The sequence below is a fragment of the Streptomyces sp. NPDC057253 genome, from assembly GCF_042669125.1.
In the GTDB taxonomy this organism is placed as follows: Bacteria; Actinomycetota; Actinomycetes; order Streptomycetales; family Streptomycetaceae; genus Streptomyces.
Window position 1 is genome coordinate 21,647 of record NZ_JBHUXV010000076.1, and the last position, 26,667, is coordinate 48,313.

Genomic DNA, 26,667 nt, shown 5'->3' on the forward strand with positions numbered 1-26,667 from the left:
ACTCCTGTCACAGACCTGGGTGGAGGGCGGCGCGACTCAGGCCGCGGAGGACTCGTGCATGCGGCGGCGCAGGCTCAGCGGACGCATGTCGGTCCACACCTCGGCGATCCGGGCCAGGCACTCCTCGCGGGAGCCCTCGGTGCCCTCGGCGTGCCAGCCGGCGGGCAGCTCGCGGGCGACGGGCCACAGCGAGTACTGCTCCTCGTCGTTGAACACCACGCGCTGGCGGGGGCCTTCGGTCTGCTGCTCGGCGGTCATGACTGCTCCTTCAGGCATACGGATGACGACAGTTGGCATGAGACGGGCGCCGGCTCTCAGGCCGGCAGGAAGTCCTCGACGCGGATCCCGAGCCCGCGTCGGCCGGCCTCCTCGCGCACGTACTCGGCGAGCGCGATGTCCAGCACGCCGAGGCCGAACGGCGAGTACACGACGGGCCGTTCGGGGGTGCGCGCGAGCTTCACGCGCCCCCGCAGCAGCGCGCCGATCTCGGCGGCGACGAAGTCCCGGTCGCCCGTGATCTGCTGGGCGAGGTCGAGGGAGGTGCGCTCGCGGCACACGTGGTCGGTGTCGTCGACGACGTTGACCGCGCCGAGGATCGCCTCGGCGGTGAGGTCGCGCAGCGAGACGTGCAGGACGGTGGTGTCGGGGCCGCAGGCGGCGAGGTCCAGGTGCGGGGTCGCGGCCGTGGTGGCCAGCGACACGAGCCGGTGCTCGCCGAGCGCGGCGGTGAGGTCGGTGACCGGGCGGGCCTGCACCGCGGGGGCCGCCTCCTGGCAGCGGGCGGCGAACTCCTCGGCGCGGGCCGGGTCGGTGTCGTACAGGGCGGCCTCGGTGAGCCCGGGCAGGGCCGCCGCCAGGAAGCGCAGGATCTCCAGGTTGATCACCCCGCAGCCGATCAGCAGCACGGAGGCGGGCGGGCGTTCGGCGGTGAGCTCGGCGGCGGCCAGTGCGGCGCTCGCCGCGGTCCGCTTGGCGGAGACCACCGCGCCCTCGACCAGGGCCACCGGGCGCCCGTGGTCGAGGGAGTTGAGGAGGATGGCGGCGCCGGCCCGCTCGGTGCCGGCGGCCACGTTGCCGGGGAAGGAAGCGATCCACTTCATCCCGGCGGCCGGCCGCCGGCCGCCCCGGTAGGCGGGCAGTCCGATGATCCGGTCGCGGGCGTGGTGCTCCTCGGGGAAGCGCAGGAACGTCGAGTGCGGCAGGGACGTGCGGCCCTCGTCGTGCAGCCGGTAGGTGTCGGCGACGAGGTCGATGATCTCCGTCTCCCGGCCGGACAGGACGTCCGTCACGTCGGTGCGTCGGAGGATCAGCATGGGGTTCCCTCTCTGCGGAGCCTTTCGGTGATGCAGCGATGGTGGATTCGGCCGCTATATGGGCCCTATACGGCCGCCCTCGACGCCCCGCCCGGCTACGCCCGCACGGCCTCGACGTCGTACAGCACGGTGTCCGCGAGCAGCGGGTCCTGCCGTACGTCCACGGTGAACCCGCGGGCCGTCAGCAGCTCCCGTACGGCGGCCAGCCGGCCGTCCTCGTCGTGGACCTCGGCGACCACGGCGCCGACGAGGGGCCAGTGCTCCTCCTCGACGCCGCGCAGCACCTCCAGCTCGGCGCGCTCCACGTCCACCTTGAGCAGGTCGACCCGCTGGACGCCGTGCCGGCGCAGCAGTTCGGAGACGGTGACGGCGGGCACGGTGAACTCCACGCCCTCGTGCAGCCCCTCGACCAGTTCGGCCGCGTCCTCGGGGTCGACGCCGCTGTTGCGCAGGAAGGTCAGGGTGATCTCGTCGTCGGCGTGCGGGTCGGCGTGCAGACCGGAGTTGCCGGGCGCCTCGGGGTAGTAGGTGAACCTGAGCTGTCCGGGGCTGTCGGCGACGGCGGCGCACTCGGCGTGCCAGCCGGGGGCGGCGTGCTCGGCGAGGTTGCGCTCCAGACAGGCGTGCAGGGCCGGGGCGGGTTCGGCGGCCAGCACGCGGACGCCGGGGCGGGTGCGGGCGCAGTACACCGACATCAGGCCGATGTTGGCGCCGACGTCGACCACGGTGTCGCCGGGCCGCAGCCGTCCGGTGGCCCGGTGGTAGGCGCCGGGCGGCAGCATCTCGCGCCACATCGCCACGGCGGCGGGGCCGTTGGTGCACCACACCTCGGGCCCGTCGGGGAGCTGCTGGCGCCGGGGCGTGCTCATGCCGCCCCCGATCCGAGCGCCAGCAGGAACGCCAGGTCGTCGTGGGCGACCAGGCCGACGTCGCCCACCGGGGTGTCCGGGGCGTCCAGGGACACCTCCAGCAGCCGCTGCCAGGTCTCCCCGAACCGTTCGAGGGTGGTGGCGTCGAAGAGGTCGGTCCGGTAGCGCAGGACGGCCCTGAAGCCCCGGGAGTCCTGGAGGATCTCCACGGTCAGGTCGAGCTGGCCCTCCTGCTGGGGCACGTCGACCAGGTCGGCCCGCAGGCCGCCCAGGTGCACCGGACCCTCGTACAGGCCCTCCACGGGCAGCCGGTCGGCGGCGACCAGGGTGCAGGAGATCCGGAACAGCGGTCCGCCGCCGAGCAGTTCGACGGGGTGGCGGGCGTGGGCCAGGCCCCGGCGCAGCTGGTCCCGGGCGGCGGCGACGGTGTCCAGCAGGGTGGTCGCGGGGGTGAACCGGGCGGGGAGCGGCAGGGCGTTGACGTAGTAGCCGACGGCCTGCCGGGTGTCCGGGGTGAAGCGGGTGGTGGCCGGGCACCCGATGAGGAAGCCGTCGCCGCAGCCGGAGCGGTGCAGGGCGGCCTGGAAGGTGCCGAGCAGCCAGGCGAACGGGGTCAGCCCCCGTGCGGCGGCGGCCTCCCGCAGTCGGCGGGCGGTGTCCGGGTGCCAGTCGATCTCGTGGGTGGCACCGCGCAGGGTGCGGTGCGGCGGCCGGGGCCGGTCGGTGGGCAGCTCGGCGGCGCGGAGCCCCGCGCACACCTCCCGCCAGTGAGCGGCGGCCCGCGCGCCGCGGGGCGAGGCGACGAAGTCCCGCTCTCCCCGCACGTGTGCGTCCCAGGCGACGGCCGGTTGCCGCCCGGGCGGTGGCTGCCGACCCGTACGTGCTCCGTACTCCGTGAACAGGTCGCGCAGCAGCAGCCACTGGGACGTGGCGTCGCTGACGATGTGGTGGGTGACCGTGACGAGGACCGTGTCCTCCTCCGACCGGCGCAGCAGGACCGCGCGGAAGGCGCCCGCGGCGAGCCGGAAGGGCTCCTCGCCGGCCAGGGTGGCGAGCCGGAAGAGCTCGGCGTCGTCGGCGCCCGGCGTCTCGCGGACGTCGAGGCGGACGGAGCCGGGCGCGTCGACGTGACGCACCGGGCCGTCGTCACTTGCGGGGAAGCGGGAGCGCAGCAGGTCGTGGCGGGCCACCAGCGCGGTCAGCGCCTCCTGGAGGACGTCGACCCGCAGGGCCCCGCGCAGCCGTACGGCGAGGACGACGTTGTAGGCGGAGCTGTCCGGGTCCAGCTGGTGGGCGAGCCAGAGGGCTTCCTGCCCGGCGGAGAGGGGACGCGCGCCGCTGGTGGCCCCCGGGGTGACGGTCATGACCGGTCAGTCCTTCCACAGGTGGGAGACGTCGCCGAAGTTCTGGCGCACCCACGTGTCGGAGTAGATGGTGTCGAGGTAGCGGTCGCCGCCGTCGGGGAACATGAGGACGCAGTTCGAGCCCTCCGGGACGCGGTGCCGGATCTTCCACAGCGCGGCCACCGCCGCCCCGGAGGAGCCGCCCGCGAGCACCGCCTCCCGGGCGATGAGCCGGCGGCAGGCGACCACGCACTCCAGGTCGGAGATGTGGACCACCTCGTCGGCGTAGGCGGGGTCGGCGAGCGGCGGCACCACGGAGGCGCCGTGTCCGGGGATGAGCCGCTGGGTGGACTCCAGGCCGAAGATCGCGCTGCCCAGCGCGTCCACCGCGACCACCTTGGTGGCGAGGCCGCGCTCGCGGATGTGGTCACGGCAGCCGCGCAGGGTGCCGAAGGTGCTGACCGGGCAGAACAGGTAGTCGACCTTGCCGTCGAGGCTCTCGGCGATCTCCCGCATGGTGGTCTCGTGGGCCTTGGGGTTGAGCAGGCTGGAGTACTGGTTGGGCCAGTACGCGTCCGGGATCCGGTCCACCAGCTCCCGCACCCGGCGCAGCCGCACCGGCAGGTACTCGCCGGTCAGCCCGTCGCGTTCGGTGATCACCTCGACCTCGGCGCGGAAGGCCCGCAGGACGGCGAGGTTCTGTTCGGTGGTCTTGCCGTCGACCACGCAGATGAAGCGCAATCCGAAGTAGCGGCAGATCTGCGCGAGGCCGACGGCCAGGTTGCCGGAGCTGGACTCGACGATCACGGACCGGCCGGGCTCCACCTCACCGCTGCGGATGGCCCCCAGCAGCATGCCGAGCGCGGAGCGGTCCTTGATGCTGCCGCCGGGATTGAACCGCTCGACCTTCCCGAACACGCGGGACCCGAAGTCCGGGAGCAGCCGCGACAGTTCGACGAGCGGGGTGTTGCCTACGGTGGACAGGATTCCGGGAAAGGTTTTCCGGGGCATGGCGGGCCCTCCAGGGCGTACGGCTAGCGAGCCAGCTCGGCCGCGAGGTGGGCGGTGATCGCGTCGATGGTGGGGTGGTCCCAGGCCAGCGTCGGCTCCACCACCAGCCCGAACCGGTCCTCCACGTCCCCGCACAGGGTGAGCGCGTACACCGAGTCGAGCCCCATCTCGGCGAGCTGGGTGCCCTCGTCGATGTCGGCGGGGTTGCGCTCCAGGTAGTAGGCGACCCGGTCGACGAGCCAGGCCCGGATGGCCTGCGGCGCGCTGACCTCGGCGGGGGCCGCGGTGGCGGCGGTGGTGTCGGTCATGAGTCAACTCCCTTGTCGGACCCGCCGTTCGCGGCGAGCCGGGTGCGGAAAAGGTCGAAGGTGCGAGCCGTTCCGTGCCGCGCGGAGAGCTCCGCGAAGAGTCCCTCCACGACGGCCTCGGACAGCGGTGCGCGACGCGGGCCGAGCCGCTGGGCGAGCCGGTGCAGCGCGGCCACGGCCCAGCGCGGATCGGCGAGGAACGGGTCCCCGGCCGGGTCCTCGGCGGCGGCCCGCCACACGCCCAGACAGGCGGCGGCCGCGAGAAGGAGCACGTACCGCTCGGCGAGCAGAAAGGCACGGCGGCCGGCGAGCGGGGTGCGGTCCTGCGGGGAGAGCGCGCCGGCACGGTCCGCGAGGTCGGCGAGATGCCCGCTGAACTCGGCCGCGAGCGAGCCCAGTTCGGCGTACTCGGGACCGCGCCGGGCGAGCTGCTCGGCGAACTCGGGCAGCAGCGCGGCCAGTGAGTCGGCCCCGCGCGCGGTCAGTTCCAGACGGCCGAGGTCGAGAGCGGGCAGCGGGTCGTGGAGCCGGAAGAGCGCGTCGTCGTACGACCGTCTCGTCCCGGTGAGTGCCGGGCGCCAGGCGCGGTCGGCGAGCCGGGGCAGCTGCGGCACGATGTTCGACAGGCACACCGCCCCGCTCGCGTGGGCGAGCGCGACGACGGGCAGGTCCCGGGCCGTCTTCTGGAACCCGGCGTAGGGCCCCTCGCGCACATAGCTGCGGGCGCCCAGCAGCACCCCGAGCCGGTAGGAGCTGTCCTGGAGCAGCCTGGGCACCAGGTACTTCACCGCCGCCGACCGCACGCTCGCCTCCTCGGGCGCGAGGTGCAGGGTGCGGGCGGCGACCATGGCGAGCGCGTCGCAGACCAGCAGGTCGACGAAGGCGCCGGTCAGGGTGGCGCGGGCGAGGGGCAGGGCGCTGACGGGACCGCCGTACAGCTGCCGCTCCTCGGCGAAGGAGAGCACGGTGCGCAGTTGCCGGTCGCCGACACCGACCACCATCCCGGGCAGCACGCAGCGGGTGACCTGGAAGACCTTCAGGACGGTCTCCAGGGCGCCGCCCTCCTCGCCGAGCAGGGCCTCGGCGGGGACGGGGGCCGCGGTGAAGTCGGCGCCGCCGAGCAGGCAGCCGCGCACCCCGGAGGTGGGGTAGCGGGCCGAGCGGTCGATCTCCGGCGCGTCGAGGCCCACCAGAAGATGGGAGTGGCCGCGGCTGCCGGGGCGGTCGTCGGTGCGGGCGAACAGGACCGCGGCCTCGGCCCGGCCGATGTTGTTGACCAGCTGTTTCCCACCGTCGAGGAGGTAACCGCCGCCGGGCGCGGGCCGGGCGGTGAGCGCGATGCGGGCGAAGTCGCTGCCGTGGTCGAGCTCGGTGTAGGCGGCGACGACCCGGCCGCCGCCGCACAGCAGGTCCGCCACCCGGCGCCGCTGCTCGTCGGAGCCGTCCGCCCACACGGGCAGTCCGGCGATGAAGCTGGTCACCCCGTGCCCGATCGCGAGCGAGGCGTCCCACCGGAACAGGCTGCGCATGAGCAGCGCGAACCGGTCGGCCCGCGCGAACCGCCCGCCGAACTCCGCCGGCACGAACTCGGCCCCGAGCCCGAACCCGGTGAGCGCCTGCTCCCCGGCCGCGAGCAGCTCACCGCGTTCGTCGGCGTCGAGCACGGCCTTCAGGCCCAGCGGGTTGGCGGGGTCGTCGGGGTCCCCGATCAGCTCTTCGAGGGCGGCGATGCGCTTGAGGGCGGGGTCGGTGGCGGTGTCGGTCGCGGGGCCGGCCGTCTCCGGTGTCAGCAGGTCCGTCATGCCGCTTCCTCCTTCGGGGTCTCGGCCAGGCGGCACGGGAACAGCGAGAACAGCAGGCCCTGTTCGCTCTGTGCGCGCAGGGCCGGGAGCAGGGCGTCCAGCGCGGGCCCGTCGGTGTCGTCCAGGTCGGGGGCGCCGGTGAGGCGGTGCAGCAGGCGGGCCAGGACCGCGTCCAGCCAGGCCGCGTCCGTCCACAGCGGACCCCGGGTCCTGGGCGTGCCGGTGTTCTCCAGCCACAGGTGCAGGCTCGCCGCCCCCGCGTACACGAGGGCGTACCGGCGGGCCGCGTCGAAGGCCGACTCCGGTACGGCCCGGGCGCTGTGCCGCAGGGCGCCCATCTCGGCGTGCAGGTCCTCGGCCAGGGCGAGCAGCGTCCGGGCCCGCTCGGCGACCCCGGCGGGCGCGCTCCTCGCGACCCGCTCGACCGCCTCGGGCAACGACTGCACCACGCTGGACCCGGACCGCGCGTACAGACTCAGCCGGCCGTGGTCCAGCGCGGGTGCGGGGCCGTCGAGGCGGGCGGCCACCGCCACGCCGTCGAGGTCGGCGAGCCGGCCGCGCCATCCCCGGCACAGCACCGGGAACTGGTTGATCAGCGAGTTGAGGTTGACGGCCGTGCTGCCGTCGAAGATCCCGACGATCCGGTGGTCCCGCTCCAGCTTCTGGAACGCCCCGTCGGCGAAGTCCCTGGTGAGCATCGCGCGGGCGCCCAGCAGTGCGCGCAGCGCCCCGATCACCTCGTCGCCCAGGGTCGGCACCAGGTACTTCGCCACCGCCGAGACCGCGCTCTGCTCCCCGGTCAGGGTGTGCGTGGAGCGGGTCGCCACCAGGCTCGCGGCCTCCATGGCCAGCAGGTCGGCGTAGGACTCGGCCAGGGTGCGGCCGGCGTGCGGGAGGTCGGCGAGCGGGCGCCGGTAGAGCTGGTGGGAGCGGGCGAAGGCCTCGGCGATCCGCAGGGCGTGGTCCGTCATGCCCAGGGACATCGCCGAGCAGAGCGTCCGGGTGATCTGGAAGCCCTTGAGGATGATCTCCAGCCCCTCTCCCTCGCCGCCCACCAGCGCGTCGCCCGGGATCAGGGCGCCGTCGAAGGCGATGCCGCTGATGTCGGCGCCGCGCACCCCGTGCGTGGGCACCTTCGGCAGCGGCCGCCAACTGCCCCCGGGCAGTGCGGACTTGTCCACCAGGAAGAGGCTGAAGCCGCGGGTGCCGCCCTCCGGCCGGGTACGGGCCAGGACGCACACCAGGTCGGCCCGGGTGGCGTTGTTGATGAGCCACTTGCGGCCGTCCAGTCGCCAGCCGTCCGTCGTGCGCTCGGCGCTCAGCTCGCCCGCCAGCAGATCGCTGCCGTGGGCATGCTCGGTGAGCGCGAGCGAGACCACGGCGCCCTGGTTCACCCGCTCGGCCAGCGCGCGGGCCTGCTCCTCGCGTCCCGCCACCCACACCGAGACGGCGCCCAGGTAGGTCTTGGCGTGCGCGAGGGCGGAGGTGAAGTCCCGCCGGGACAGGGTGCGGATCAGCTGGAGCAGCTCCTCGGCGCTGCGCAGCTCGCCCCCGTGCTCGACCGGCACGAAGGAGCGGGGCACGGCGAGTGCGTCCAGCTCCCGGCACACCTCGGCCGGGAACTCCTCGTCCCGGTCCCACCGCGCGACCCGCCGGTAGGAGAACGCCCGCCGCTCGTCCCGGGGGTCGCCGAGCCGCTCCTCCAGCTGCCGGGCGAATCCGTGCGGATCCCAGCCCGTCCGGAAGGACCTGGTGAGCTCGGGCGACAACTCCTCGTGCAGCGGCGCAAGTTCACCGGCCTCGAACAGCTCCCGCATCCGGGCCCGCCGGATCTTCCCGCTGGTCGTGCGGTGCACCCGGCCCGGCTTGACCAGCACCACGCCGCCGACCCGCACCCCGAGGCGCCGGGCGAGACGGGCGCGGGCGGTGCGGGCGAGCGCGGCCAGCTCGTCGGCCGTACGACCCCGCCCGCGCACCTCCTGGACCGCGACGATCTCCTCGGCGCCCGCGCCGGCGGGCCGGGACGCGAAGACGGCGGTCGGACGGTCGGTGAAGGCGGCGTCCAGGTCGCGCAGTTCCCGCTCGATGTCGTGCGGATACAGGTTCCGGCCGTGCACGATGATCATTTCCTTGAGACGGCCGGTGACGTACAGCTGTCCGTCCCGGAACGCCCCGAGGTCACCGGTGCGCAGAAAGGGACCGCTCCCGTCGGCGGTGACCGCGCCGAAGGTCCGCCCGGTCTCCTCGGGCCGGTTCCAGTACCCGAGCGCGACGCTCTCGCCGCGGATCCAGATCTCCCCGACCCGCCCCTCGGCCAGCTCACCCCGGCCCGCCGGGTCCACGATCCGCACGTCGAGCCCGTCCACGACACCACTGCCGGCCAGCTCCTGGCGTACGGCGCCCTCCTGGGCCTCGGCGACCTCGTCCCGGGCCAGGGCGCCCGCGTCGGCGGACAGCACGGTCGGCGGTTCGTCGGCCGGGGTGCCGGAGACGTAGAGGGTGGCCTCGGCGAGGCCGTAGCCGGGCAGCAGGGCGCGCGCCGAGAAGCCCGCGCCGGCGAAGCGCTCGGCGAACCGGGCCAGGGTGGCGGCGTCGACGGGTTCGGCTCCGTTGCAGGCGTAGCGCCAGCGCGACAGGTCGAGGCCGGCGGTCTGCTCCTCGGTGAGGCGGCGCGCGCACAGGTCGTAGGCGAAGTTGGGGGCGCAGCTGACCTCGGCGCCGTACTCGTCGATGAGCCGCAGCCAGGACACCGGGCGCTTGAGGAACTCGGTGGGCGACATCAGCACCGCCGTGCCGCCCAGGTACAGCGGGGCGAGCATCATCGCGATGAGGCCCATGTCGTGGTGGGCGGGCAGCCAGCTGCACCAGGTCATGTCGCCGTGCCAGCCGTGCCGGTCGCGCATCATCCCCAGGTTGTGGACGAGCGCCCCGTGCGGCACCATCACGCCCTTCGGGTCGCTGGTGGAGCCGGAGGTGTACTGGAGGAAGCACAACGCGCCCGCGTCGACGGGCAGTTCACGCCAGGCGTCGGCGTCCCCGGCCCGCTCGGCCCGCGCCACCTCCACCGCCGTGAGTCCGGGCAGGTCCGCCCGCTCGGCCTCCAGCCACCGGCGTACGGCCGTCAGGCCCGGGCCGTCGGTCAGCACCAGAGGGGCCCCGGTGTCGGCGGCGATCGCGGTGGTCCGTGACTCCTGGCGGCCGAACCCGCCGGGCAGCGGCACCGGCACGGGCACCGCGCCGGCGTACAGGCAGGCCAGGAAGGCGCGCAGGAAACCGGTGCCGGGCCCGCAGGACACCAGCACCCTTTCTCCGGGCGCCACTTGGCCCGCGAGCCAGTGCGCCGCCGCCCGGGCCCCGCGGTCCAGCTCGCCGTACGTCAGCTCCTCCACCTCCGCCCCGGTGCGGAAACGGACGGCGCTGTGCGCGGGCCGGCGCTCGGCCCTGCGGCGCAGCGCGCCGACGAAGCTCTCGAAGTCGGTCACCCCAACTACTCACCCTCTGCGGCCCGTCGGGCCGCGCTCGCACAGCAGCGGTTTGGACTTCAGCCAACCGGCGCGCACTATGCGGCACCTATACGTGGCTTTTGCCGGCTCGTCCGACGTCCGGCGGGACGCCGACGGCCGCCGTACGCACCTCAAGGGGGGAGGGGTCGCGTACGGCGGCCGTGGGGGGTGATGCGGTGGGCCGGGGGGTCGGCTCAGCCGCATCCGCCCGCGTGCCCGTCGTCGACGCGGACTTCGGCGCCGTCGAGGGGGGCGGGCTCACTCGGGTCCGGCGCGAGCCGGGGGTCCTTCGCCACCAGCGCGGCGACGAAGGCGGGGAGCCGGTCGACGCCCCAGTACTTGTCGTAGTGGTCGACGAAGAAGGGCACGCCGAAGACGCCGTCCCGCTGGATGTCCAGCAGCACCCGCACTCCCTCGGCACGCAGCTCCGGATCGTCCGAGGCATGCGCCAACTCATCCGGATCGAGACCGAGTTCGGCGGCGAACCCGGCGACGGTCCGCCGGTCGCAGACGTCCTGCCCGAGCTCCCAGCGGGCCCGGGCGGCCAGCGCGATGTACTGCGGCCCCCGGCCGTGCCGGGCCGCGGCCAGATAGCCGAGGTGCGGCACCTCCCACACCGGGTCGCGGTCCACCGGCCAGCTGAAGGAGAGACCGCGCGCGGCGGCCAGCCGCCGTACGTCCTGGAGGATGTAGCGGTGCTTCTCCGCCGACATCGGCGTGTAGGGAAAGGCCCCGCCGGCCTCCGCGAGCAGCTTCGCGCTCAGCTCGTCCGGCTCGAAGAACGGCACCCACTCCAGGGCCGCCGCCGTGCGCGGATGGTGCGCCAGCAGATCCCGGTAGGCCAGCCACGAGTAGGGGCTGCGCAGCGAGAAGTAGAACCGCGGGGGTCTGCGGGTGCGCCGGGCGGCGCTCACAGCGAGATGCCGCCGTCCACCTGGAAGACCTGGCCCGTGATGTACGACGCCTCCTCGGAGACCAGGAAGGACACCAGCGAGGCGACGTCCCCGGGGGACCCGAACCGCTTGAGCGGGATCCGGCCCTGCATCTCCTTGGCCTTCTTCGGCGGCAGCACCGAGGTCATGTCGGTGTCGATGAAGCCGGGCGCGACCGCGTTGGCCCGGATGCCGTGCCGTCCCGCCTCCTTGGCGAAGGACCGGGTGAAGCCGATGATCCCCGCCTTGGACGCCGAGTAGTTGGTCTGGCCCGCGTTGCCCGCCACCCCGGCCACCGAGGAGAGGGTGACCACGGCGCCGCCGCCCCGCTTGACCATCGGGAAGGCCACGGCCCGGCACAGGTGGTAGGTGCCGTCGAGGTTGGTGCGCACGACCGCGTCCCAGTCCTCGTCCGGCATCAGCACCAGCGGGCTGTCCCGGGTGATCCCGGCCGAGGTGACCGCGGCCGTCGCCGGCCCGAGGACGTCCTCGGCCGCCTGCACGAACTCCCGCACCTGGGCGGCGTCGGCCACGTCCACCCGCCGTGCGTGCACCCGCCGCCCCAGCTCCCGCACCTCCTTCTCCACCACGGCGGCGGACTGTTCGTCGGAGCGGTAGCAGAACCCGATGTCGTAGCCGTCGCGGGCGAGCCGCTCGACGACCGCGCGGCCGATACCGCGCGAGCCGCCGGTGACGAGCGCGACGCGTGGGCCCCGGCTCTCTGTCTGTACGGACATTCCGTCGTCCCCTTTCTGTGTGTCGGACGGTCGGCTTTCTGTGTGTCGGACGGTCGGTTCTCCGTGTCTCAGACGGTCAGCAGCGCACGCCCGGGCGCCGGCGCCAGCTCGGTGACATCGCGCAGCGCCACGACGAACGCCCCGATCCGCAGCACCTCACGGCTGCCGACGTACGTCTCCCCGGCGAGGATCGCCGTCTCGTCCACGGCCTTGACCATCCGCACCCGGTGCTCCAGGACGTCCCCGGGGTAGGCGCGCGCCCCGAAGGCCACCTCGTTGATGGAGCCGGCGAGTTCGACCTTCCCGGCCAGCACGTCCGGGTTGGGCGCCTCCCACACCGACAGCAGCACCGCGGACTGCGCCCAGGACTCCACGACCAGGGAGGTCGGGTAGGCGTAGTCGGCCGGGTCGGCGTCCTGGCCCAGCGGGGCGTAGCAGGGCTCGTTGCCGGAGACGGCCTTGACGGCGGTCAGGCTCTGCCCGGGCACGATCCGCCGGACCCGGTCGACGAGCAGCAGCTGGCCGCGGTGCGGGATGGTGTTCTTGATACGGCTGAGGCCGTACGCGTCCCCGGTCACGCGGCGCCCTCGGCTTCCCGGGCCTCCTGGTCGTGACCGTCCCTGACCCGGTACCGCAGCCGGATGTCGGCGACCTTGCCGCGGTTGGTGGCGACGACCGCCTTGAAGAGCAGACCGGCCGCGTTGTCGGTGACGCTCAGGTCGGCCAGCACCCGGTCGCCCGGGAACACCGGGCGGTGGAACCGGCAGCGGTCCATGGCGACGAGGTCGACCTCGCCGCCCTCGGCCCCGTCGGGGGCGGGCACGTTGCCGTGCGCCCACTGGCGGACCGTGCGGTCGGCGGCCTCGATGAGGAAGACGCCGGGCAGCACGGGGAAGCCGGGGTAGTGGCCGTCCACGACGGGCCCGTCCTCGGGGGCGTCGAAGGCGGTGACCGCCCCCGCAGGCCCGCTGCGGATGAGCTCCAGCTCGCCGAGCGGCGTCGCGGCGCTCATCGCGCGTCCCGCAGCTTGCGGTCGAGCAGCTCGTAGGTGCCGCGCAGCGAGGTGATCGCGGCGAGCTCGGTCTCCTGGAGCTTGACCCCGTACTCCTTCTCCAGCCGCACGGTGATCTCCAGCGCCATCAACGAGTCCACGTCGAGGTCGTCGACGAAGTGCGCCTCGTCGGTCACCTCGGCGACGTCCAGGTCGAGAACATCGGCGACGAGCTCCCGCAGCTGCTCCTTGTCGAGCACGGAGCCGGCGATGGTGATGTCGGTCATGACGTACACACGTCCTTCCTGATGATGACGAACACAGACAAACCTGACGAACAGCCGCCGCAGCCGCTGGAGGGAGCGACGGAAGAGAAAGAAGAAAGACGGAGCCCGCAAACCCGAGCCCACCGAAGACGAGCGCGCGGCCGCCGACGGCGCATCCGCCCCACCGGGGCCACCCGCACCCGACGACGATGGCGAAACGGGTGGTGCGGGTCGGAATCCAATAACCACCCACGAACCCGCGGCCGCCGACGGCGCATCCGCCCCACCAGGGCCACCCGCACCCGACGACGATTGCGAAACGGGTGGTGCGGGTGGGCTCACAAAGGCCGAAGGCGAAGCCGAGGTCACGGCGCCCCGACCCGCAGCACCACCGCCCCCGCCTGCCCGTCCACATCCACGGAGGTCACCAGCGCCACCTCCCCCCGACCACCCGCGGCGACCACCCCGGCGACCTGGAGCGACGCCGACGCCGCCCCCAGATCCCCGACCAGCCGCCGCAACCGCAGCCGAGGCGGCCGGCGCTCCCCGAAGATCCCGGCGAGCGCGGCGTCCTCCCGCGCCCCGAGCACCCCGCCCCCGTCGGACGGCACCAGCAGCCCCACGTCCTCGACCCGGACGTCGGCCTCCTTCAGCGCCTCCCGCACGGCCCGCGCCACCGCCTCGTCCACCCCCTCCGGATCGGGGAAGGCGATGAACCGGGACCCGAGCAGCGAAGCCACCGCGGTACGCCCGTAGGCCCGCGCCCGCCCCGCCGACTCCAGCAGGAACAGCGCGCACCCCTCCCCGAGCGGCCCGACCGGCTGCCGCTGCGGCGCCCCGCTGCGCGCCCGGTACTCCAGCCAGGCCCGCTCCCGGGAGAACTCCTCGACCGCCCCGCACAGCACCGCCTCGCAGTGCCGGCGCCGCAGCAGCCGCGCCGCGTAGCTGAGCGCGAGCAGCCCGGTCAACGCCCCGCCGGAGACCGTCGTGTTGGGCCCGCGCAGGGTGTGCCAGATGGCACTCTGCCCGGCGGCACGGTTCATCACGGTGTTGGGGAACAGCGCGGGATCGACGTGGAAGGGCTTCTCCCCGGTCAGCGAGTCCCGCGTGAAGTCCATGATCGACTGCACACTGCCGTGCCCGGTGCCGAGCACCATGCCCACGGCCTCGGGCATCTCGTCGGCGAGCCCCGCCCCGGCCTGCTCCAGCAGCATCCCGGCGGTGGCCACGGCGAGCCCGGTGGCCCGGTCCATCGCCCGGGTCCCCTTGCGCCCGAGCACCGCCCGCACCTCGAAGTCCGGTATGCGTCCGGCCCGTTCGTAGGGCCCGAGGTCGGCGTCCGGATCACCGGCGCGCACCGCGTCCCGCGAGCCCCGTACGCCCTCGGCGAAGGCCTCGGCGCCGAGCCCGTACGGCGACGCCACGGACCAGCCGGAGACGACCAGGGTGTCCGGGTCCGCCCCGGTGGCAAGACTGACACTCATAGCTGTCTGCTCCTGAAGTCGTAGAAAGTACGCGGAAGTTGGCAGGTGACGTACGGCAGGACCCGCGGGCCGCGGCGCGTCGGGACAGTCCCCTCAGCCCCACGCCCCCGCGGCGGCGTGCAGCTCCGCCCCGTCGACGCCGATGGTGTTGCCGGTCAGCCACGAGGACTCGGTTCGCGACAGCAGCGCGACCGCGTCCGCGACGTCCTCGGGCCGGGTCAGCCGCCCGTGCGGGTTGTTCTCGGCGGCCCGCTCGATGTACCCGGCGTGCTCGGGGATCCGCCGCAGCGCCGGAGTGACGGTGGTCCCCGCCCGCAGCGCGTTCACGGCGATCCCGCGGGTGGCCAACTCGCAGGCGAGCTGCCGCACATGGGACTCCAGCGCGCTCTTGGCCGCCGACACCGCCCCGTAGCTCGGCAGGTGCTGCGAGGTCCCGGCGCTGGTCATGGCGTACACCTTGGAACCGACGCGCAGCAGGCCCGCCTCGACCAGGTCCTGCGTCCAGTGGACGAGGCTGTGCGCCATGACGTCGAGCGTCATCTCGATCTGCCGCCCGCTGATCCGCTTGTCCCACCCTTCGCGCGGCAGGAACGGCACGAGCGATCCGAAGGCCAGCGAGTGGACGAGGATCCTTATCCCCCCGCCGGCCCCGGTCAGTTCGGCGAGCTCGGGCACGACCGCGGCCCGGGTCGCCCCGGAGGCGGCGTTGGCGTTGAAGAACCGCGCCTCGACCCCCTTGCCGCGGATGTCCTCGACCAGCCGCGCGACCTCGTCCGCACGGGCCGCGGTGTCGAAGTGCACCCCGGCGACGTGGACGCCCTCCTCGGCGAGCCCGAGCGCGATGGCCCGCCCGATCCCGCTGGACGCCCCCAGGACCAGGCACCAGCTCCCCTCAAGCGACTTCAGCATGCTGCAACTCCCCTGTGAGACGGTCCTGTACGGCCGTGACCCGGACGAACGCGACCTGCCCCGCCCCGGTCGCACTGACGACGAGCCGCTCCCCGCCACCCGGCGCGGTCACGGCGGCCGCGAGGGCGAGAGCGGGTCCGAGACAGCCGGTGCGCCGGGAGGGCAGCTCGCCCTCCCCGGCCGTGCCACGCGGACGCAGCCCGGCGACGGCCCCGGCGACGGCCCCGGACACCGGCGAGGTGTCGAGATCGAGGTGCACCTGCGGCACCGGCGCCCCCGGAACCAGCTCCTGAAGCACCCGGTCCAGCACCAGCGCGGCCCGCTCCCGCCCGTCCCGACGCTCCAGCGCCCCCGGGGGCAGGAACACCGAGCGGGCCCGCAGCGTGGCGTGCACGGCGGCGCCGCGGGCGCGGGCCGCGGTGAGCGGTTCCAGGGCGAGTACGGCCGCCCCCTGCTCCCCGCCCCCGCCCCGCGAGGCCGGCACCGGTTCCTCCGTCGCGGCCAGCAGCAGCGCCCCGCAGCGGCCGGCGGCCAGTGCCGAGGCCCCCGTGGACAGGGCGTCCAGCGCGGCCGTACGGGCGGTGGCGACGGTCAGCGCGAAGCCGTGCAGGGAGAGTTCGGCGGCGAGCCGGTTTCCGAGCACGTTGACCGCGAAGTACGGCGCGAGAGCGGGGGAGATCCCGTCGGCCCCCTGCTCGGCCACGGTGGCGTCCATCGCGTCGTAGGCCCCGGCGAGCCCGGCGTTGGTGGCGAGCAGCAGCCCGCGCCGGTCGGCTGGGACGGCATCGCCCCAGTTCCCGTCGGCGACGGCGGCCCGAGCGGCGGCGAGCACGTACTGGGCGGCGGCGGGAAGGTACTTGTACCCCCGCGCCCCGAGCCGCACCCGGTGGTCGAACCACGCCCCGTCCCCCGGCAGCCCCCCGTAGGCGGCGGCCTCACCGGGCTGGTCTCCCCACGGAGAAACCACCCCGACCCCGGTAACAGCAACGTCACCCACCGAGACCTCCCGAGAACGACGAGCCCGAATTCCCGGCAGCAGACGAACCACCGCCACCCACAGGCGACGAACCGTCAGCCGCCGACGGCGAATCCGCCCCACGGGGGCCACCCGCACCCGACGACGATTGCGCAACGGCTGGTGCGGGTGGGAACGAAAAGGCCGAAGGCGAAGCCGAAGCCACAGCCCCCAGCACCACCGACGCGTTGTTCCCCCCGAACCCGTACGCGTTCACCAGCACCCGCCCCGCACGCAAGGGCACAGCCCCCGACGGCAACCACACCCCGCACTCCGGGTCCTGCTCCTTCACCGGCACGTTCCCCGGCACCACCCCGTGCCGCAGGATCAACGCCCCCGCCACCACCCCGAGCGCCGCGGAAGCCCCACCCGCGTGCCCCAGCAACCCCTTCAGGCTGTACAGCGGCACCCGCCCGGCGTCACCACCGTCACCGCCACCCAGCACCCGCCCCAGCAGCCGGCTCTCCAGCACGTCGTTGAGCCGCGTCCCGGTCCCGTGCGGCACCACACAGCCCACGTCGTACGGCGGTTCGCCCAGCGCCCGCTGCATCGCCCGCACGATCTCCTCGCCGTCCTCCCGAGGAGCCGTCGGATGGTCGCCGTCACAGCTCCATCCGACCCCGTCGAGCCGCAGCACCCGTCCGTCCCCGGCGTCGAGCGCGCCCCGGGCCCGGGCGTGCGCCGCCGACTCGACGACCACCACCCCCGCGCCCTCCGCGAACACCGTCCCGGCCCGGTCGCTCTCGAAGGGCCGGCACCGCTCGGGATCGACGGCCCCGAGCCGGTTGAAGCACCCGAGCGCGACCCGCGAGTAGGCGTCGGAGCCACCCGCGATCACCACATCGGCCGCGCCGCCCCGCACCAGGTCCAGCGCGACTCCGAGGGCGTACCCCCCGGCGGCGCAGGCGTTGGCGACGTCGACGGCCTCGCCGAACAGGCCCAGTTCACCGGCGAGCGCGCTCGCGAGCCGGAACGGCGGCTGCCACCGCTCCCCGCCCCGCCCCCGCTCGTTGACACCGGGCTCACCCATGCAGCTGCCGAGCACGACCGCACCGCGCACCCCGTCCAGGGCAGCCGCGTCCAGCCCCGCGTCGGCCAACGCCTCGGCGGCGGCAAGAGAGGCGAACCGCGTCGCCCGCTCGTCGGCGAGCCCGAAGCCGGACCCGTCCGGGCCGGGCAGGTCGAGGTCGGGCACCAGGTTGATCAGCGGCAGGTCCATGAGGGCGAGCGGGTCCGCCGGCCGGTCCGGCAGACGGGTCCCGGCCGCCGTCATGGCCCGCCACAGCCGGTCCGCACCGACACCGTGGCAGGTGACGGCGCCGACCCCGGTGACCACGGCCTCGACCTCGGCGTTCATGCCGTCCGGCCCTCCAGGGCCGCGTTCATGCGGTCGTCGAAGGAGACCAGCGACCAGTCGCGCCGGTTCTCGATGACGGCGTACCCGTGGGTGATCCGCCCGGTGGCGGTCTGCACCAGCTTCCCGTGGCGGACGACGTAGGTGTCCATGCGGGAGTCGTAGGTGAACCCCTTGAAGACGCTCTCGACGGTGAGGACGACGTACAGGTCCTCCTCCATGCGCGCCTCGTCGAGGACGGTGATCCGCGAGTGCGGCACCACGGGGATCCAGTTCTGCTCGTCGAGGAGCGTCTTGATGGAGACCCCGCGGTCGGCGACCAGCCGGTCCTTGGCCTCCTCCATCAGCCGCAGATAGCCGGACATCTGCTGGCGCTCGGTGAAGTGGCAGTACCAGTAGGGGATACGGAACTTCCAGGCGTACGCGTTCTTCCCGGCCGTCAGCTCCTTGACCAGGTCGTCGGCGGCCAGGTCGGCCTCGACCGGCTCCGGCGTCCAGCCCGGCTCGGCGGCCAGCCGGTCCACCGCGAACGGCGCGAGCGCGGCCGGCACGGGCAGCTCGCCGCCACCGCGCGGGTCGAGGCGCAGCTGGACCCGCACGGTGGAGGTGACGGCCTTCAGCAGCGTCTCGCGTCGCACGTGCAGGGTGACGGCGAAGACCAGCTCGCCGTCCTTGGCCCTGCGGTGCGGCTGCACCTCGGCGACGGCCGTGTCGTCGATGTGGAAGGCGTGCAGGATGCGGGTGTCGATGTCGACGATGTCGGTGCACAGGCCGTACACCTCGTAGACCGTGCCGGGCGCGAGGCCGGCCTGCCGCAGATGGTTCAGTACGGCTTCCTCGACGAGGTAGTTGACGTGCTTGAACCCGATCCAGGTGCAGATGTTGGAGCCCTCGTAACGGGGCCTGATCTCCAGGGAGCTGGGCTCCTTCAGGGCGAGGACGGCGGCCTCGATGTCAGCGCTGGGCGTGGTGGTCACGTCGACTCCGTGAGTAGTGATGGGCAGGAAGAACGGAACGCTCGTACAGGTGAAGGAAGGTGAGGGTGCTCGGCGGCGCTCAGGCCCCGGCCCGCTCGGGGAAGACCTCGTCCAGCAGCTCGTGCACGGCGTCGGCGAAGTCCCGCGGCCGCTCCGCCATCGCGAAGTGCCCGCAGTCGTGGAACAACCGCAGCCGGCCGTCGGGCAGGGCGGCGGCCAGCGCCCGGGCGTCGTCGGGCGGGGCGGCGAAGTCGTCGGCACCGGCCACGACGAGCACCGGCAGCCGCAGGGCGGCCACATCGAGTCCGGGACTGCGCAGATAGGCCCCGAAGAACTGCTGCCAGCCGTACGGCCCGATCCGCTCCCGCACCCTGAGCGCCATCGCGGCACGCAGCTCGGCCGGGACACGGTCGCCCGCGCCGATCCGCAGCCCCTCTTCGAGGATCCGGTGGAACCCGTTCAGGTAGTACTGGGCGTCGTCCCAGGTGAAGGCGTCGGGGGAGCGCCGGTGGAAGGGAGCGACGACCACGGCGGCCCCGACATCCCCTCGCCGGGCGAGCACTTCGAGCGCGGGCCCCGCGGTGAAGGAGTGCACGACGAGCACGTCCACCCCGCCGGGCACGGCATCCAGGGCCCGCTCCACGTACCCGCCGGGCTCATCGGTGACACTCCACCCCGGGTCGCCTTCGGCCCCCCAGGGCAGCACGGCGTCCCACACCTCGACACCGTCGTCGGCCAGCCCGGCGTAGGCCCCCCACTGGGAGGTACTCCCGGCGAGCCCGTGCAGCAGCAGAACCCGCACGGCCTCCCCTCCTGCGAGCGCCGCCCGCCGCAACCGCACTTCCGCGCCCCGCGGTCGCGCCCGGCCGACCGTCGAACCGTCGGCCGCCGACGGCGATGTGGCCCCACCGGGGCCACCCGCACCCGACGACGATTGCGAAACGGGTGGTGCGGGTGGACTCACGAAGGCCGAAGGCGAAGCCGAGGCCGTCACCCCGCACCCCCCGCCGACGCGAGCAACAGCAACGCCGCACTCGCGTCGTCGCCCCCCGCGTCCCCGGTCCCCGCACTCGCGAGCACCACCTCGTCCGACCCCCCGCTCAGCCACACCGCCCCCGCAGCGCACTGAAGAACCCCCAGCGCACCGGAAGCAGGCCCGTACAGAGCGGCCAGGTCATGAACGGGCGTCGCACTGCTCACCCCCGCTCCCAGTCCCGCCGCGGGCGCCCGCACCCCTTCCGGATGCTCGGGCACACACCACAGCCCGACCGTCCCCGGCCGGCGCCGCCGTACCTCGGAGACCGCGTCCGCGTGCCGCCCCCGCCGCGCGTAGGGCCCGAGCACGGCCAACGCCCGTACTGCGCGAGCCTCGGCCGAGGCCCGTGACTCGACGACGAGCGCGACGGCCCCGTCGAACAGCTCGGGCACCCCGTCCGCACGCCCCTCCGCGACCCCCGTGACCCGGCGCACCGCCGGATTGTCCGGCTCCACGCCCACCACGAGCATCCGCTCGACCCGCCCCGAACCGATGAGCAGCCGGGCCCAGTTGACGGCGTCGAGCCCGGACGTGGGCCCGTTGCACAGCGTCAGGTTCGCGCCCCGCAACCCGTGCGTGATCGCGACCCAGGAGGCCACCACGTTGCTGGAGGTGGCGGGCAGCATCATCGGGCTGGTGTCCAGATAGGAGCCGTCGGCGATGGTCCGCACGGTCTCGCACACGGTGTCGGCGTTGCCGTAGTTGGTGCTGGCACTGACCCCGACGCTCTCGCCGGGCACGGTGAGATCCCCGGCCTCGTCGACGAGCCCGGCCGCCCGCAGCGCGTCCCGCGCCGCGACCATGGCGAGCTTGGTGGCCCGGTCCTTGTACCGCAGCCCGCGCCCGCTCAGCCGCGAGACGGGGTCCGCCGCCTCCCGGTGCCCGTCGGGCAGCGCCGAGAGCAGCCGCGAGGGCCCGTCGAGCCCCCGCACGGCACTGCCGAGCCCGGTGACCACGACTTCCGCCGTGTCGGCGTCGCCCATCACTCACCCCCCGCACGCTCGATGACGGCGACCGCGTTGAGCCCGCCGAAGCCGAAGGAGTCGATCTGCGCGAGCCGCATCGGCTCGGCCGGCCGCTCGGCCGCACCCCGCACCAGCCGGAACCCGGCCACGGCCTCCACGGGATCGTCGAGGTACACGGTGGGCGGGACGGTCCCGGTCCGCAGCACGTCCACCGCCGCGACCAGGCTGTGCAGCCCGGACGCCCCGGCGGTGTGCCCGGTCATCGACTTGATGGCCGTCATGTACGGCGAGACGTCCAGCCCCGCGAACACCGTGCCCAGCGCCGTGGACTCGGCCTCGTCGTTCAGCGGTGTGCCGGTGCCGTGCAGCATGACCAGGTCGATGTCGGCGGGCCGTACGCCGGCCCTCCGGTGCGCCTCCTGCACGGCGGCGGCGATGCTCTTGGCGTCGGGCGCCGAGGGGTGGTAGGCGTCGCAGTTGACCGCGACCCCGCGCACCCGGGCGTGCACCCGCCCCGCCGTTCCCGGCCCGTCGGCCTCCCTGCGCAGGACGACGGCCACCGCGCCCTCGCCCTGGAGCATCCCGCGCCGGGCCCGGTCGAACGGCCTGACCCGGTCGGGGGCTTCGGGGTAGCAGCGGTCGAGCAGCCCGTAGGTGCTCTCGGTGATGGTGTCGACCCCGGCCACGACCACGGTGTCGGCCGCGCCCGTCTCCAGCAGGTCGGCGCCCATGGCCAGCGCGTACAGCGAGGCCGAGCAGGCGTTGGCGACGGTGTGGGTGTCGGCGGCGCCGAAGCGCCGGCGCAGCATGGTGCCGAAGTGCAGGTCGGCCGCGTCGAAGGGGATCCCGTCGCGCCAGGCCAGCTCGACGGAGCGCAGCTCCCTGAGCGTCGTGCCGATCAGCACCGGCACCGCGGACAGGTCGTCCCCGAGCCCGGCGTCCGCGGCGGCCGCGGCGACCGCCTGTTCCAGCCAGCGGGTCGCCCGCAGCGGCTCGTCCACGCCCGGCGCCGGCCGGTCGTCGATCTCGTACGCCACCTGGGCCCGGAACTTCTCCCGGTCGTACCCGCGCAGCGGTCCGAGCCCGCTGCGCCCGGCGACCAGCGAGTCGAAGATCTCCTCGACACTGCCGCCGATGCTGGCGACGGCTCCCATCCCGGTCACGATCCAGCTCATGCCGCGCTCCGGTGGTCGCGGTACGCGCCGAGGATGAGGACGGCGTTGTTGCCGCCGAAGGCCAGCGCGTTGTTCTGGACGACGGTCAGCTCCGCCTCGACGGCCTCGTTGGGCACGCAGTCGACCGCGCACTCGGGGTCGGTCTCGCGGTGGTTGATCGTCGGGGGGATGAAGCCCTCGGTGATCGCCAGCGCACAGGCCGCCGCGGAGACGGCGCTGGCCGCGCCCATGCTGTGCCCGATCATCGACTTGATGGAGACGGTCCGCGGCATGGCGTCCTCGCCGAAGACCTGGCGGATGGCGCCGGCCTCGGTGATGTCGTTGGCCTTGGTCCCGGTGCCGTGCGCGGAGACGAAGTCGACCTGGTCCGGGGTCACGCCCGCGTTGCGGTGGGCGATCTCGATGGTCCGCGCGATGCTGCCCTGGTCGGGGGCGACCGGGTGCAGGGCGTCGCAGGCGAGCCCGTAGCCGAGCACCTCGGCGTAGATCCGCGCCCCGCGGGCCAGTGCCGACTCCAGGCTCTCCATGAGGAGGATGCCGGCGCCCTCCCCGGTGAGGATGCCCTCGCGGTCCTTGTCGAAGGGGCGGCACACCTCGGGGGCGACGGTGCCGAGCCGGTAGAACCCGGTGAACGTCTTGCGACAGGCCGCGTCCGCGCCCCCGCACAGGGCGATGTCGACGTCTCCGCTGCGCAGGGCGTCGTAGCCGTAGCCGACCGCGTAGTTGCCCGCCGCGCACGCGGTCGGGATCGTCACGGCCTCCACGTCCGTCAGGCCCAGTTCGCGCACGATGCCCGCGGACAGCCGCCCCGCGGGAACGCGCCGGGCGACGACCGGGTCGTGCTCCTCGAAGCCGCCCGCGACGCTCGCCCCGACGAGCTGGTCGAGGTCGCGGGACTCGCCGTCCGTGGTGCCCACGGACACCAGGGAGCGGCGGGCCCGTACGTCCTCCTCGGTCAGTCCCGCGTCCTCGACCGCCATCCGCGCGGCGGCCACCGAGAACTGGCTCGCCCGGCCCAGCTCCTCGGGGGGCTGGCGCACGATCCAGCGCTCCGGCTCGAAGTCGGTGACCTCGCAGCCGTTGGCGTGGGCGAAACCGGTCGTGTCGAACGCGGTGATCGGCTTGACGCCGCTGCGTCCGTCACGGAGTCCGGCGGTGAAGGCCTCGACGCCGATGCCGATGCTGGTGACCACACCGAGTCCGGTGATGACGACCCGGCGGCCGGAGGCCTGTGTGTCCGTGCTGATCGAAGCATTCATCGCAGCTCACCCGTCTGACGGTCGGAAGGGGCGTCAGCGTCGGGCGGCTTCGGCCACCACCGCGTACACGCCCTCCAGGTTGACCATGCGGCTGAGCTCGGCCTGGTCGATGGTCACGTGCTGCGTCCGCTCCAGGGCGGCGAGGATCTCGATGGCCCGCAGCGAGTCCGCGTCGTGCTCCTCCTTGAAGAGGCTGGTCTCGGTGACCTCGTCCTCGTCGATCTCGAGGATGTCGCAGACGATCTCCTTGATCTCCTGCTTCCGCTCGGCGTCCAGCCCGTCCGTCAGGCTCACGTTGCTCATCTCGACTCCCTGGGATGATCCATCGGCGCCGGAGCCCGGTGACTCCGCCGTCCCTGATGACCCGAGACTCGACCCACGCGCTATACGGCCCCTATACGGCTTCTGCGCCCACCCAGACGTGCGGGGAACTGCACGACCACCCACCCAGCGGCGCGGGGAACTGCGCGACCAGCCACAACGGACCCGCACCCGACGACAACCGAACCCGGCACCCCCACCGGCGCGCTACTCGTCCTCCATCCCCGCCAGCCACCCCCACTGGGCCGCCCGCAACCCCGCCTGGAACCGGCTCCGCGCCCCCAGCCGGCTCATCAGCTCGGCCGTGATCCGCCGCCCGGTCCGCACCGAGACCCCGAGCTTGCGCGCGACGACCTCGTCCGTGAGCCCTTCCCCCAGCAGCCGCAGCACCGCCTGTTCCTGCGACGTCAACTCCCCCTCGCCGCGCTCCCGGTGCTGCGGCCGCCCCCGGGTGAAGGGCAGCGCGTTCTCCCACACCCGCTCGAACAGCTCGCCCAGCGCGACCAGCACCCCCCGCCCGTGCAGCACCAGCGCCCCCGCCGCGGAGTCGTCGGGATCGGTGGGCAGCACGGCATGGGCGCGGTCGAACACCAGCATCCGCGACGGCAGCGAGGCGGTGGTGCGCACCTCGTCGCCGTGCGAGTGCAGCCACCGCAGGTGTTCCACGGTCGCCGGATCGTTGTGGACGCTGTCGAGGTACACGCTGCGCATGGCGACCCCCCGTCCGGCGAGGTCCTCGCAGAGCGGCCGGCTCGCCTGCCGGCTCTCCGCGGTCTGGGGCCCTCCGGCCGCGAAGGTCAGCAGCTCGGCCTCGCACTTCTGTGTGAGCTCCTCGATGCGGGTACGTATCTCCTCGAGCCCGTTGAGACGCTCGATGACCGAACCCCGCAGATCCTGCTGTGCCGCGTTGTGGTCGTCGATGAAGCGCGCGACCTCCGTCCGCGCCTCGGCCAATTCCTTCTGCCGTTCCAGGAGTTCGTTTTCCCGGCGCGTCACCAGCGCCTGAAGGGCCACGTCCGGGCTCACCGCGCGAAGGTTTTCCGGGGCTCCCCAGGACGGCTTTACGAGATTGAGCCGCACACATTCGTCGAGCGCGGAGCGCACTCGCTCCGGCCGCCACCCCAGGGAGGACACGAGGTCCTCCACCGAGCCCGGCTGTCTGAGCAGCGACCGGTAGATCTCGGACACATGGGACGGCAACCCGAGCGGCTCCAGCATTTGTGCTCCTCCCCCAAGCGATCACAAGGCCGCCGATCATTATGTTTATGCAGAAAATGATTGGCAACGAAAATGTGACTACTCACAGGGTGACCGCACGGTAACAAAGGGCCCGCTTCATCGAAGCGGGCCCTTTCGGCCATGGTTGGCCGACTTCCGTCCCCCGTGGGGGACCGGCTCATCCCCAGATGGGGTCCTCGTCCGGGCTGTCCGTGGACAGGGTCACCGAACCCCAGATCGGGTCCTGCGGGGCGGCCGTCGCGACGCTCGCACCGCCGAGCACGACGGTGACCGAAAGAACCAGGCCGGCGATGACGGCACGCAGCAGGTTGTCACGCATGAAGTATTTCCCCCTCGGAAATCAAGAATTGATTTTCTTGCGATTCCGTCGGCCGGATTTCCCCGTCCTGCCGACAACTGAATCCTTGCCGAGGAAGTGCGTGCACCACCACAGAAAAGCAATGCAGGGAGCTGCGCTGGCAAGGTGCTGACACCGGAACCCGCCCCGCCGTTTCCCGTCCCGGAATACCGCTCTTCCGTGAAAGTCGGCTGACCTGGCCCTACAGCCCCGCCCAGCGGATCGGAATTACCCCCTCCGCGAGCCCCACCGCACCACCCCTGGACGCCTCCCGCCCCGGGGCCCGCACGGGGTGCAGCTTGATGCCAGCTCCGCGCCGCCGAAAGCGCCCGCGCGCGCCGATGAGAGAGACCTCACAGCGTGAGCCGCACCACCACCCCGCCCCCGCGACCAGGCACGAAGAAGCCCCCCAGGTCCGAGACCTGGGGGGCTTCCGTGGTGCGCGAGGGGGGAGTTGAACCCCCACGCCCTTGCGGGCACTGGAACCTGAATCCAGCGCGTCTGCCTATTCCGCCACCCGCGCATTGGGTGTGTCCTCGGGCCCCTCGCCTTGCGGTCCGGCGCCTTCCGACACGCAGAACATTAGCACGCTGGAGGGGGTGGGTTCACATCGCTTATCCGTGGGCAGCCGCCCACCAGCGGGTACGCACACGCCCGCCGAACCCGGGGTGCCGCCGGCCACGTATCAAGCTGTGCCGGTTCACGTATCAACCTCGTACCGGTAGCCCCCGTACGCCCACGAGCCGGTCGGGGTCCACAGTCAGGTGCGGGACACTGGTCTGCGGCCGCCTCTACGATCCTTGACGAAGGAGTTCGACAACGGAGTTCGAAGACGAGCTCCACAGGGAACTTCGGAGGCGTCGACACCCGTCGACCGTGCCGACAGGGGGAACCAGCCGATTCACCGGCGCGTGGATACGATCAGTAAGCAGTACCAGTCAAGCAGCCGGCGCAGTACCCAGGACGGCAAGGACGGAGGAGGTGCCTCATGGGAGTCCTGAAGAAGTTCGAGCAGCGTCTCGAAGGTCTGGTCAACGGCACCTTCGCCAAGGTGTTCAAGTCCGAGGTCCAGCCCGTGGAGATCGCGGGCGCGCTCCAGCGGGAGTGCGACAACAACGCCACCATCTGGAACCGCGACCGCACGGTCGTACCCAATGACTTCATCGTGGAGCTGAGCACGCCCGACTTCGAGCGGCTCAGCCCCTACTCCGGCCAGCTCGGCGACGAGCTCGCCGGCATGGTGCGCGACTACGCCAAGCAGCAGCGCTACACCTTCATGGGCCCGATCAAGGTCAACCTGGAGAAGGCGGACGACCTCGACACCGGTCTGTACCGGGTGCGCAGCCGTACGCTCGCCGGATCCACCGACCAGCAGGCCCCCGGCACATCGGCCCCTGCCGGCCGGCCCGGCCCGGGAGCCGGCTACGGCTACCCGCCGCCCGCTCCGGCCGGCGCTCGGTGTACGGGAGGCCGCTATCACCGAACGAGACCTCGACGAGCACGGCATCCTCACCCCGCCCC

Annotated in this window: 26 protein-coding genes and 1 tRNA gene; 1 reads left to right on the forward strand and 26 read right to left on the reverse strand. The window is 73.4% G+C overall.

From position 1 onward, the window contains the following. Positions 1–36 precede the first annotated feature (36 nt). From ACFULQ_RS32460 to ACFULQ_RS32585, 26 genes are all read right to left on the reverse strand, one after another. Positions 37–258, reverse strand: coding sequence for an MbtH family NRPS accessory protein (locus ACFULQ_RS32460; protein WP_311713486.1), 222 nt, complete (start codon positions 256–258; stop codon positions 37–39). Between the two features lie 56 nt (positions 259–314). Then, a complete protein-coding gene (gene sbnB, locus ACFULQ_RS32465; RefSeq protein ID WP_383550852.1) occupies positions 315–1,313 on the reverse strand; it encodes a 2,3-diaminopropionate biosynthesis protein SbnB in 999 nt (332 codons plus the stop codon). 95 nt (positions 1,314–1,408) lie between these two features. Continuing rightward, a complete protein-coding gene (locus tag ACFULQ_RS32470) occupies positions 1,409–2,182 on the reverse strand; it encodes an FkbM family methyltransferase (RefSeq protein ID WP_383550854.1) in 774 nt (257 codons plus the stop codon). Next, entirely contained in the window at positions 2,179–3,546 is a 1,368-nt protein-coding gene (locus ACFULQ_RS32475; RefSeq protein ID WP_383550856.1) for a condensation domain-containing protein, read from the reverse strand. The genes ACFULQ_RS32470 and ACFULQ_RS32475 overlap by 4 nt, the downstream gene beginning before the upstream one ends. A 6-nt stretch (positions 3,547–3,552) precedes the next feature. Next, positions 3,553–4,536 (reverse strand): 2,3-diaminopropionate biosynthesis protein SbnA, encoded by a 984-nt coding sequence (gene sbnA, locus ACFULQ_RS32480; RefSeq protein WP_383550858.1) that lies wholly within the window; start codon positions 4,534–4,536, stop codon positions 3,553–3,555. Positions 4,537–4,559: 23 nt separating this feature from the next. Next, complete coding sequence (locus ACFULQ_RS32485) at positions 4,560–4,844, reverse strand: acyl carrier protein (protein ID WP_383550860.1); 285 nt, start codon at positions 4,842–4,844, stop codon at positions 4,560–4,562. Next, complete coding sequence (locus tag ACFULQ_RS32490; RefSeq protein ID WP_383550862.1) at positions 4,841–6,646, reverse strand: acyl-CoA dehydrogenase family protein; 1,806 nt, start codon at positions 6,644–6,646, stop codon at positions 4,841–4,843. The genes ACFULQ_RS32485 and ACFULQ_RS32490 overlap by 4 nt, the downstream gene beginning before the upstream one ends. Continuing rightward, positions 6,643–10,128, reverse strand: coding sequence for an AMP-binding protein (locus tag ACFULQ_RS32495; protein WP_383550864.1), 3,486 nt, complete (start codon positions 10,126–10,128; stop codon positions 6,643–6,645). Before ACFULQ_RS32495 ends, ACFULQ_RS32490 begins: the two co-directional genes overlap by 4 nt. Positions 10,129–10,343: 215 nt before the next feature. Continuing rightward, positions 10,344–11,063, reverse strand: coding sequence for a 2-hydroxychromene-2-carboxylate isomerase (locus tag ACFULQ_RS32500; RefSeq protein WP_383550866.1), 720 nt, complete (start codon positions 11,061–11,063; stop codon positions 10,344–10,346). Next, complete coding sequence (gene fabG, locus ACFULQ_RS32505) at positions 11,060–11,818, reverse strand: 3-oxoacyl-[acyl-carrier-protein] reductase (protein WP_383550868.1); 759 nt, start codon at positions 11,816–11,818, stop codon at positions 11,060–11,062. Before fabG ends, ACFULQ_RS32500 begins: the two co-directional genes overlap by 4 nt. Before the next feature lie 68 nt (positions 11,819–11,886). Next, positions 11,887–12,396 carry a 3-hydroxyacyl-ACP dehydratase FabZ family protein gene (locus tag ACFULQ_RS32510; RefSeq protein ID WP_383550870.1) on the reverse strand — a complete coding sequence of 170 codons (510 nt, stop codon included), beginning with the start codon at positions 12,394–12,396 and terminating at the stop codon, positions 11,887–11,889. Continuing rightward, positions 12,393–12,830 (reverse strand): 3-hydroxyacyl-ACP dehydratase FabZ family protein, encoded by a 438-nt coding sequence (locus tag ACFULQ_RS32515; protein WP_383550872.1) that lies wholly within the window; start codon positions 12,828–12,830, stop codon positions 12,393–12,395. Before ACFULQ_RS32515 ends, ACFULQ_RS32510 begins: the two co-directional genes overlap by 4 nt. Then, positions 12,827–13,096 carry an acyl carrier protein gene (locus ACFULQ_RS32520; protein ID WP_383550874.1) on the reverse strand — a complete coding sequence of 90 codons (270 nt, stop codon included), beginning with the start codon at positions 13,094–13,096 and terminating at the stop codon, positions 12,827–12,829. Before ACFULQ_RS32520 ends, ACFULQ_RS32515 begins: the two co-directional genes overlap by 4 nt. A gap of 344 nt (positions 13,097–13,440) precedes the next feature. After that, complete coding sequence (locus ACFULQ_RS32525; protein WP_383550876.1) at positions 13,441–14,559, reverse strand: beta-ketoacyl synthase N-terminal-like domain-containing protein; 1,119 nt, start codon at positions 14,557–14,559, stop codon at positions 13,441–13,443. A 93-nt stretch (positions 14,560–14,652) separates the two neighbouring features. After that, entirely contained in the window at positions 14,653–15,468 is an 816-nt protein-coding gene (locus ACFULQ_RS32530) for an SDR family oxidoreductase (protein ID WP_383550878.1), read from the reverse strand. Next, complete coding sequence (locus ACFULQ_RS32535) at positions 15,452–16,435, reverse strand: beta-ketoacyl synthase N-terminal-like domain-containing protein (protein WP_383550880.1); 984 nt, start codon at positions 16,433–16,435, stop codon at positions 15,452–15,454. Before ACFULQ_RS32535 ends, ACFULQ_RS32530 begins: the two co-directional genes overlap by 17 nt. Before the next feature lie 22 nt (positions 16,436–16,457). Next, a complete protein-coding gene (locus ACFULQ_RS32540; RefSeq protein ID WP_383550882.1) occupies positions 16,458–17,840 on the reverse strand; it encodes a beta-ketoacyl-[acyl-carrier-protein] synthase family protein in 1,383 nt (460 codons plus the stop codon). Continuing rightward, a complete protein-coding gene (locus ACFULQ_RS32545) occupies positions 17,837–18,814 on the reverse strand; it encodes an acyl-CoA thioesterase (protein ID WP_383550884.1) in 978 nt (325 codons plus the stop codon). The genes ACFULQ_RS32540 and ACFULQ_RS32545 overlap by 4 nt, the downstream gene beginning before the upstream one ends. A gap of 79 nt (positions 18,815–18,893) precedes the next feature. Next, a complete protein-coding gene (locus tag ACFULQ_RS32550) occupies positions 18,894–19,616 on the reverse strand; it encodes an alpha/beta fold hydrolase (protein WP_383550886.1) in 723 nt (240 codons plus the stop codon). Positions 19,617–19,804: 188 nt separating this feature from the next. Then, positions 19,805–20,833 carry a beta-ketoacyl synthase N-terminal-like domain-containing protein gene (locus ACFULQ_RS32555; RefSeq protein WP_383550888.1) on the reverse strand — a complete coding sequence of 343 codons (1,029 nt, stop codon included), beginning with the start codon at positions 20,831–20,833 and terminating at the stop codon, positions 19,805–19,807. After that, positions 20,833–21,990, reverse strand: coding sequence for a beta-ketoacyl synthase N-terminal-like domain-containing protein (locus tag ACFULQ_RS32560; RefSeq protein ID WP_383550890.1), 1,158 nt, complete (start codon positions 21,988–21,990; stop codon positions 20,833–20,835). The genes ACFULQ_RS32555 and ACFULQ_RS32560 overlap by 1 nt, the downstream gene beginning before the upstream one ends. Next, the gene (locus tag ACFULQ_RS32565; protein WP_383550892.1) at positions 21,987–23,249 is read right to left on the reverse strand and encodes a beta-ketoacyl-[acyl-carrier-protein] synthase family protein; all 1,263 of its coding nucleotides are present in this window, start codon (positions 23,247–23,249) and stop codon (positions 21,987–21,989) included. Before ACFULQ_RS32565 ends, ACFULQ_RS32560 begins: the two co-directional genes overlap by 4 nt. Before the next feature lie 33 nt (positions 23,250–23,282). Next, complete coding sequence (locus tag ACFULQ_RS32570; RefSeq protein ID WP_383550894.1) at positions 23,283–23,552, reverse strand: acyl carrier protein; 270 nt, start codon at positions 23,550–23,552, stop codon at positions 23,283–23,285. A gap of 225 nt (positions 23,553–23,777) precedes the next feature. Beyond that, positions 23,778–24,788 carry a LuxR C-terminal-related transcriptional regulator gene (locus tag ACFULQ_RS32575; RefSeq protein WP_383550896.1) on the reverse strand — a complete coding sequence of 337 codons (1,011 nt, stop codon included), beginning with the start codon at positions 24,786–24,788 and terminating at the stop codon, positions 23,778–23,780. A 178-nt stretch (positions 24,789–24,966) separates the two neighbouring features. Next, positions 24,967–25,128: a hypothetical protein gene (locus ACFULQ_RS32580; RefSeq protein WP_383550898.1), complete on the reverse strand. Its 162-nt coding sequence runs from the start codon at positions 25,126–25,128 to the stop codon at positions 24,967–24,969. A gap of 454 nt (positions 25,129–25,582) precedes the next feature. Further along, a tRNA-Leu gene (locus ACFULQ_RS32585) sits at positions 25,583–25,669 on the reverse strand. Positions 25,670–26,134: 465 nt separating this feature from the next. Here ACFULQ_RS32585 and ACFULQ_RS32590 point away from each other — a divergent pair. Next, positions 26,135–26,667: FhaA domain-containing protein (locus ACFULQ_RS32590; protein ID WP_383550900.1), on the forward strand; the 533-nt coding region annotated here is incomplete at its 3' end.

Excerpts from the sequence above, each read along its gene's own strand:
- ACFULQ_RS32460 (WP_311713486.1), bottom strand. The coding sequence starts at position 258 with ATGACCGCCGAGCAGCAGACCGAAGGCCCCCGCCAGCGCGTGGTGTTC.
- sbnB (WP_383550852.1), bottom strand. The coding sequence starts at position 1,313 with ATGCTGATCCTCCGACGCACCGACGTGACGGACGTCCTGTCCGGCCGG.
- ACFULQ_RS32470 (WP_383550854.1), bottom strand. The coding sequence starts at position 2,182 with ATGAGCACGCCCCGGCGCCAGCAGCTCCCCGACGGGCCCGAGGTGTGG.
- ACFULQ_RS32475 (WP_383550856.1), bottom strand. The coding sequence starts at position 3,546 with ATGACCGTCACCCCGGGGGCCACCAGCGGCGCGCGTCCCCTCTCCGCC.
- sbnA (WP_383550858.1), bottom strand. The coding sequence starts at position 4,536 with ATGCCCCGGAAAACCTTTCCCGGAATCCTGTCCACCGTAGGCAACACC.
- ACFULQ_RS32485 (WP_383550860.1), bottom strand. The coding sequence starts at position 4,844 with ATGACCGACACCACCGCCGCCACCGCGGCCCCCGCCGAGGTCAGCGCG.
- ACFULQ_RS32490 (WP_383550862.1), bottom strand. The coding sequence starts at position 6,646 with ATGACGGACCTGCTGACACCGGAGACGGCCGGCCCCGCGACCGACACC.
- fabG (WP_383550868.1), bottom strand. The coding sequence starts at position 11,818 with ATGTCCGTACAGACAGAGAGCCGGGGCCCACGCGTCGCGCTCGTCACC.
- ACFULQ_RS32515 (WP_383550872.1), bottom strand. The coding sequence starts at position 12,830 with ATGAGCGCCGCGACGCCGCTCGGCGAGCTGGAGCTCATCCGCAGCGGG.
- ACFULQ_RS32520 (WP_383550874.1), bottom strand. The coding sequence starts at position 13,096 with ATGACCGACATCACCATCGCCGGCTCCGTGCTCGACAAGGAGCAGCTG.
- ACFULQ_RS32525 (WP_383550876.1), bottom strand. The coding sequence starts at position 14,559 with ATGAGTGTCAGTCTTGCCACCGGGGCGGACCCGGACACCCTGGTCGTC.
- ACFULQ_RS32530 (WP_383550878.1), bottom strand. The coding sequence starts at position 15,468 with ATGCTGAAGTCGCTTGAGGGGAGCTGGTGCCTGGTCCTGGGGGCGTCC.
- ACFULQ_RS32540 (WP_383550882.1), bottom strand. The coding sequence starts at position 17,840 with ATGAACGCCGAGGTCGAGGCCGTGGTCACCGGGGTCGGCGCCGTCACC.
- ACFULQ_RS32555 (WP_383550888.1), bottom strand. The coding sequence starts at position 20,833 with ATGGGCGACGCCGACACGGCGGAAGTCGTGGTCACCGGGCTCGGCAGT.
- ACFULQ_RS32560 (WP_383550890.1), bottom strand. The coding sequence starts at position 21,990 with ATGAGCTGGATCGTGACCGGGATGGGAGCCGTCGCCAGCATCGGCGGC.
- ACFULQ_RS32565 (WP_383550892.1), bottom strand. The coding sequence starts at position 23,249 with ATGAATGCTTCGATCAGCACGGACACACAGGCCTCCGGCCGCCGGGTC.
- ACFULQ_RS32570 (WP_383550894.1), bottom strand. The coding sequence starts at position 23,552 with ATGAGCAACGTGAGCCTGACGGACGGGCTGGACGCCGAGCGGAAGCAG.
- ACFULQ_RS32575 (WP_383550896.1), bottom strand. The coding sequence starts at position 24,788 with ATGCTGGAGCCGCTCGGGTTGCCGTCCCATGTGTCCGAGATCTACCGG.
- ACFULQ_RS32580 (WP_383550898.1), bottom strand. The coding sequence starts at position 25,128 with ATGCGTGACAACCTGCTGCGTGCCGTCATCGCCGGCCTGGTTCTTTCG.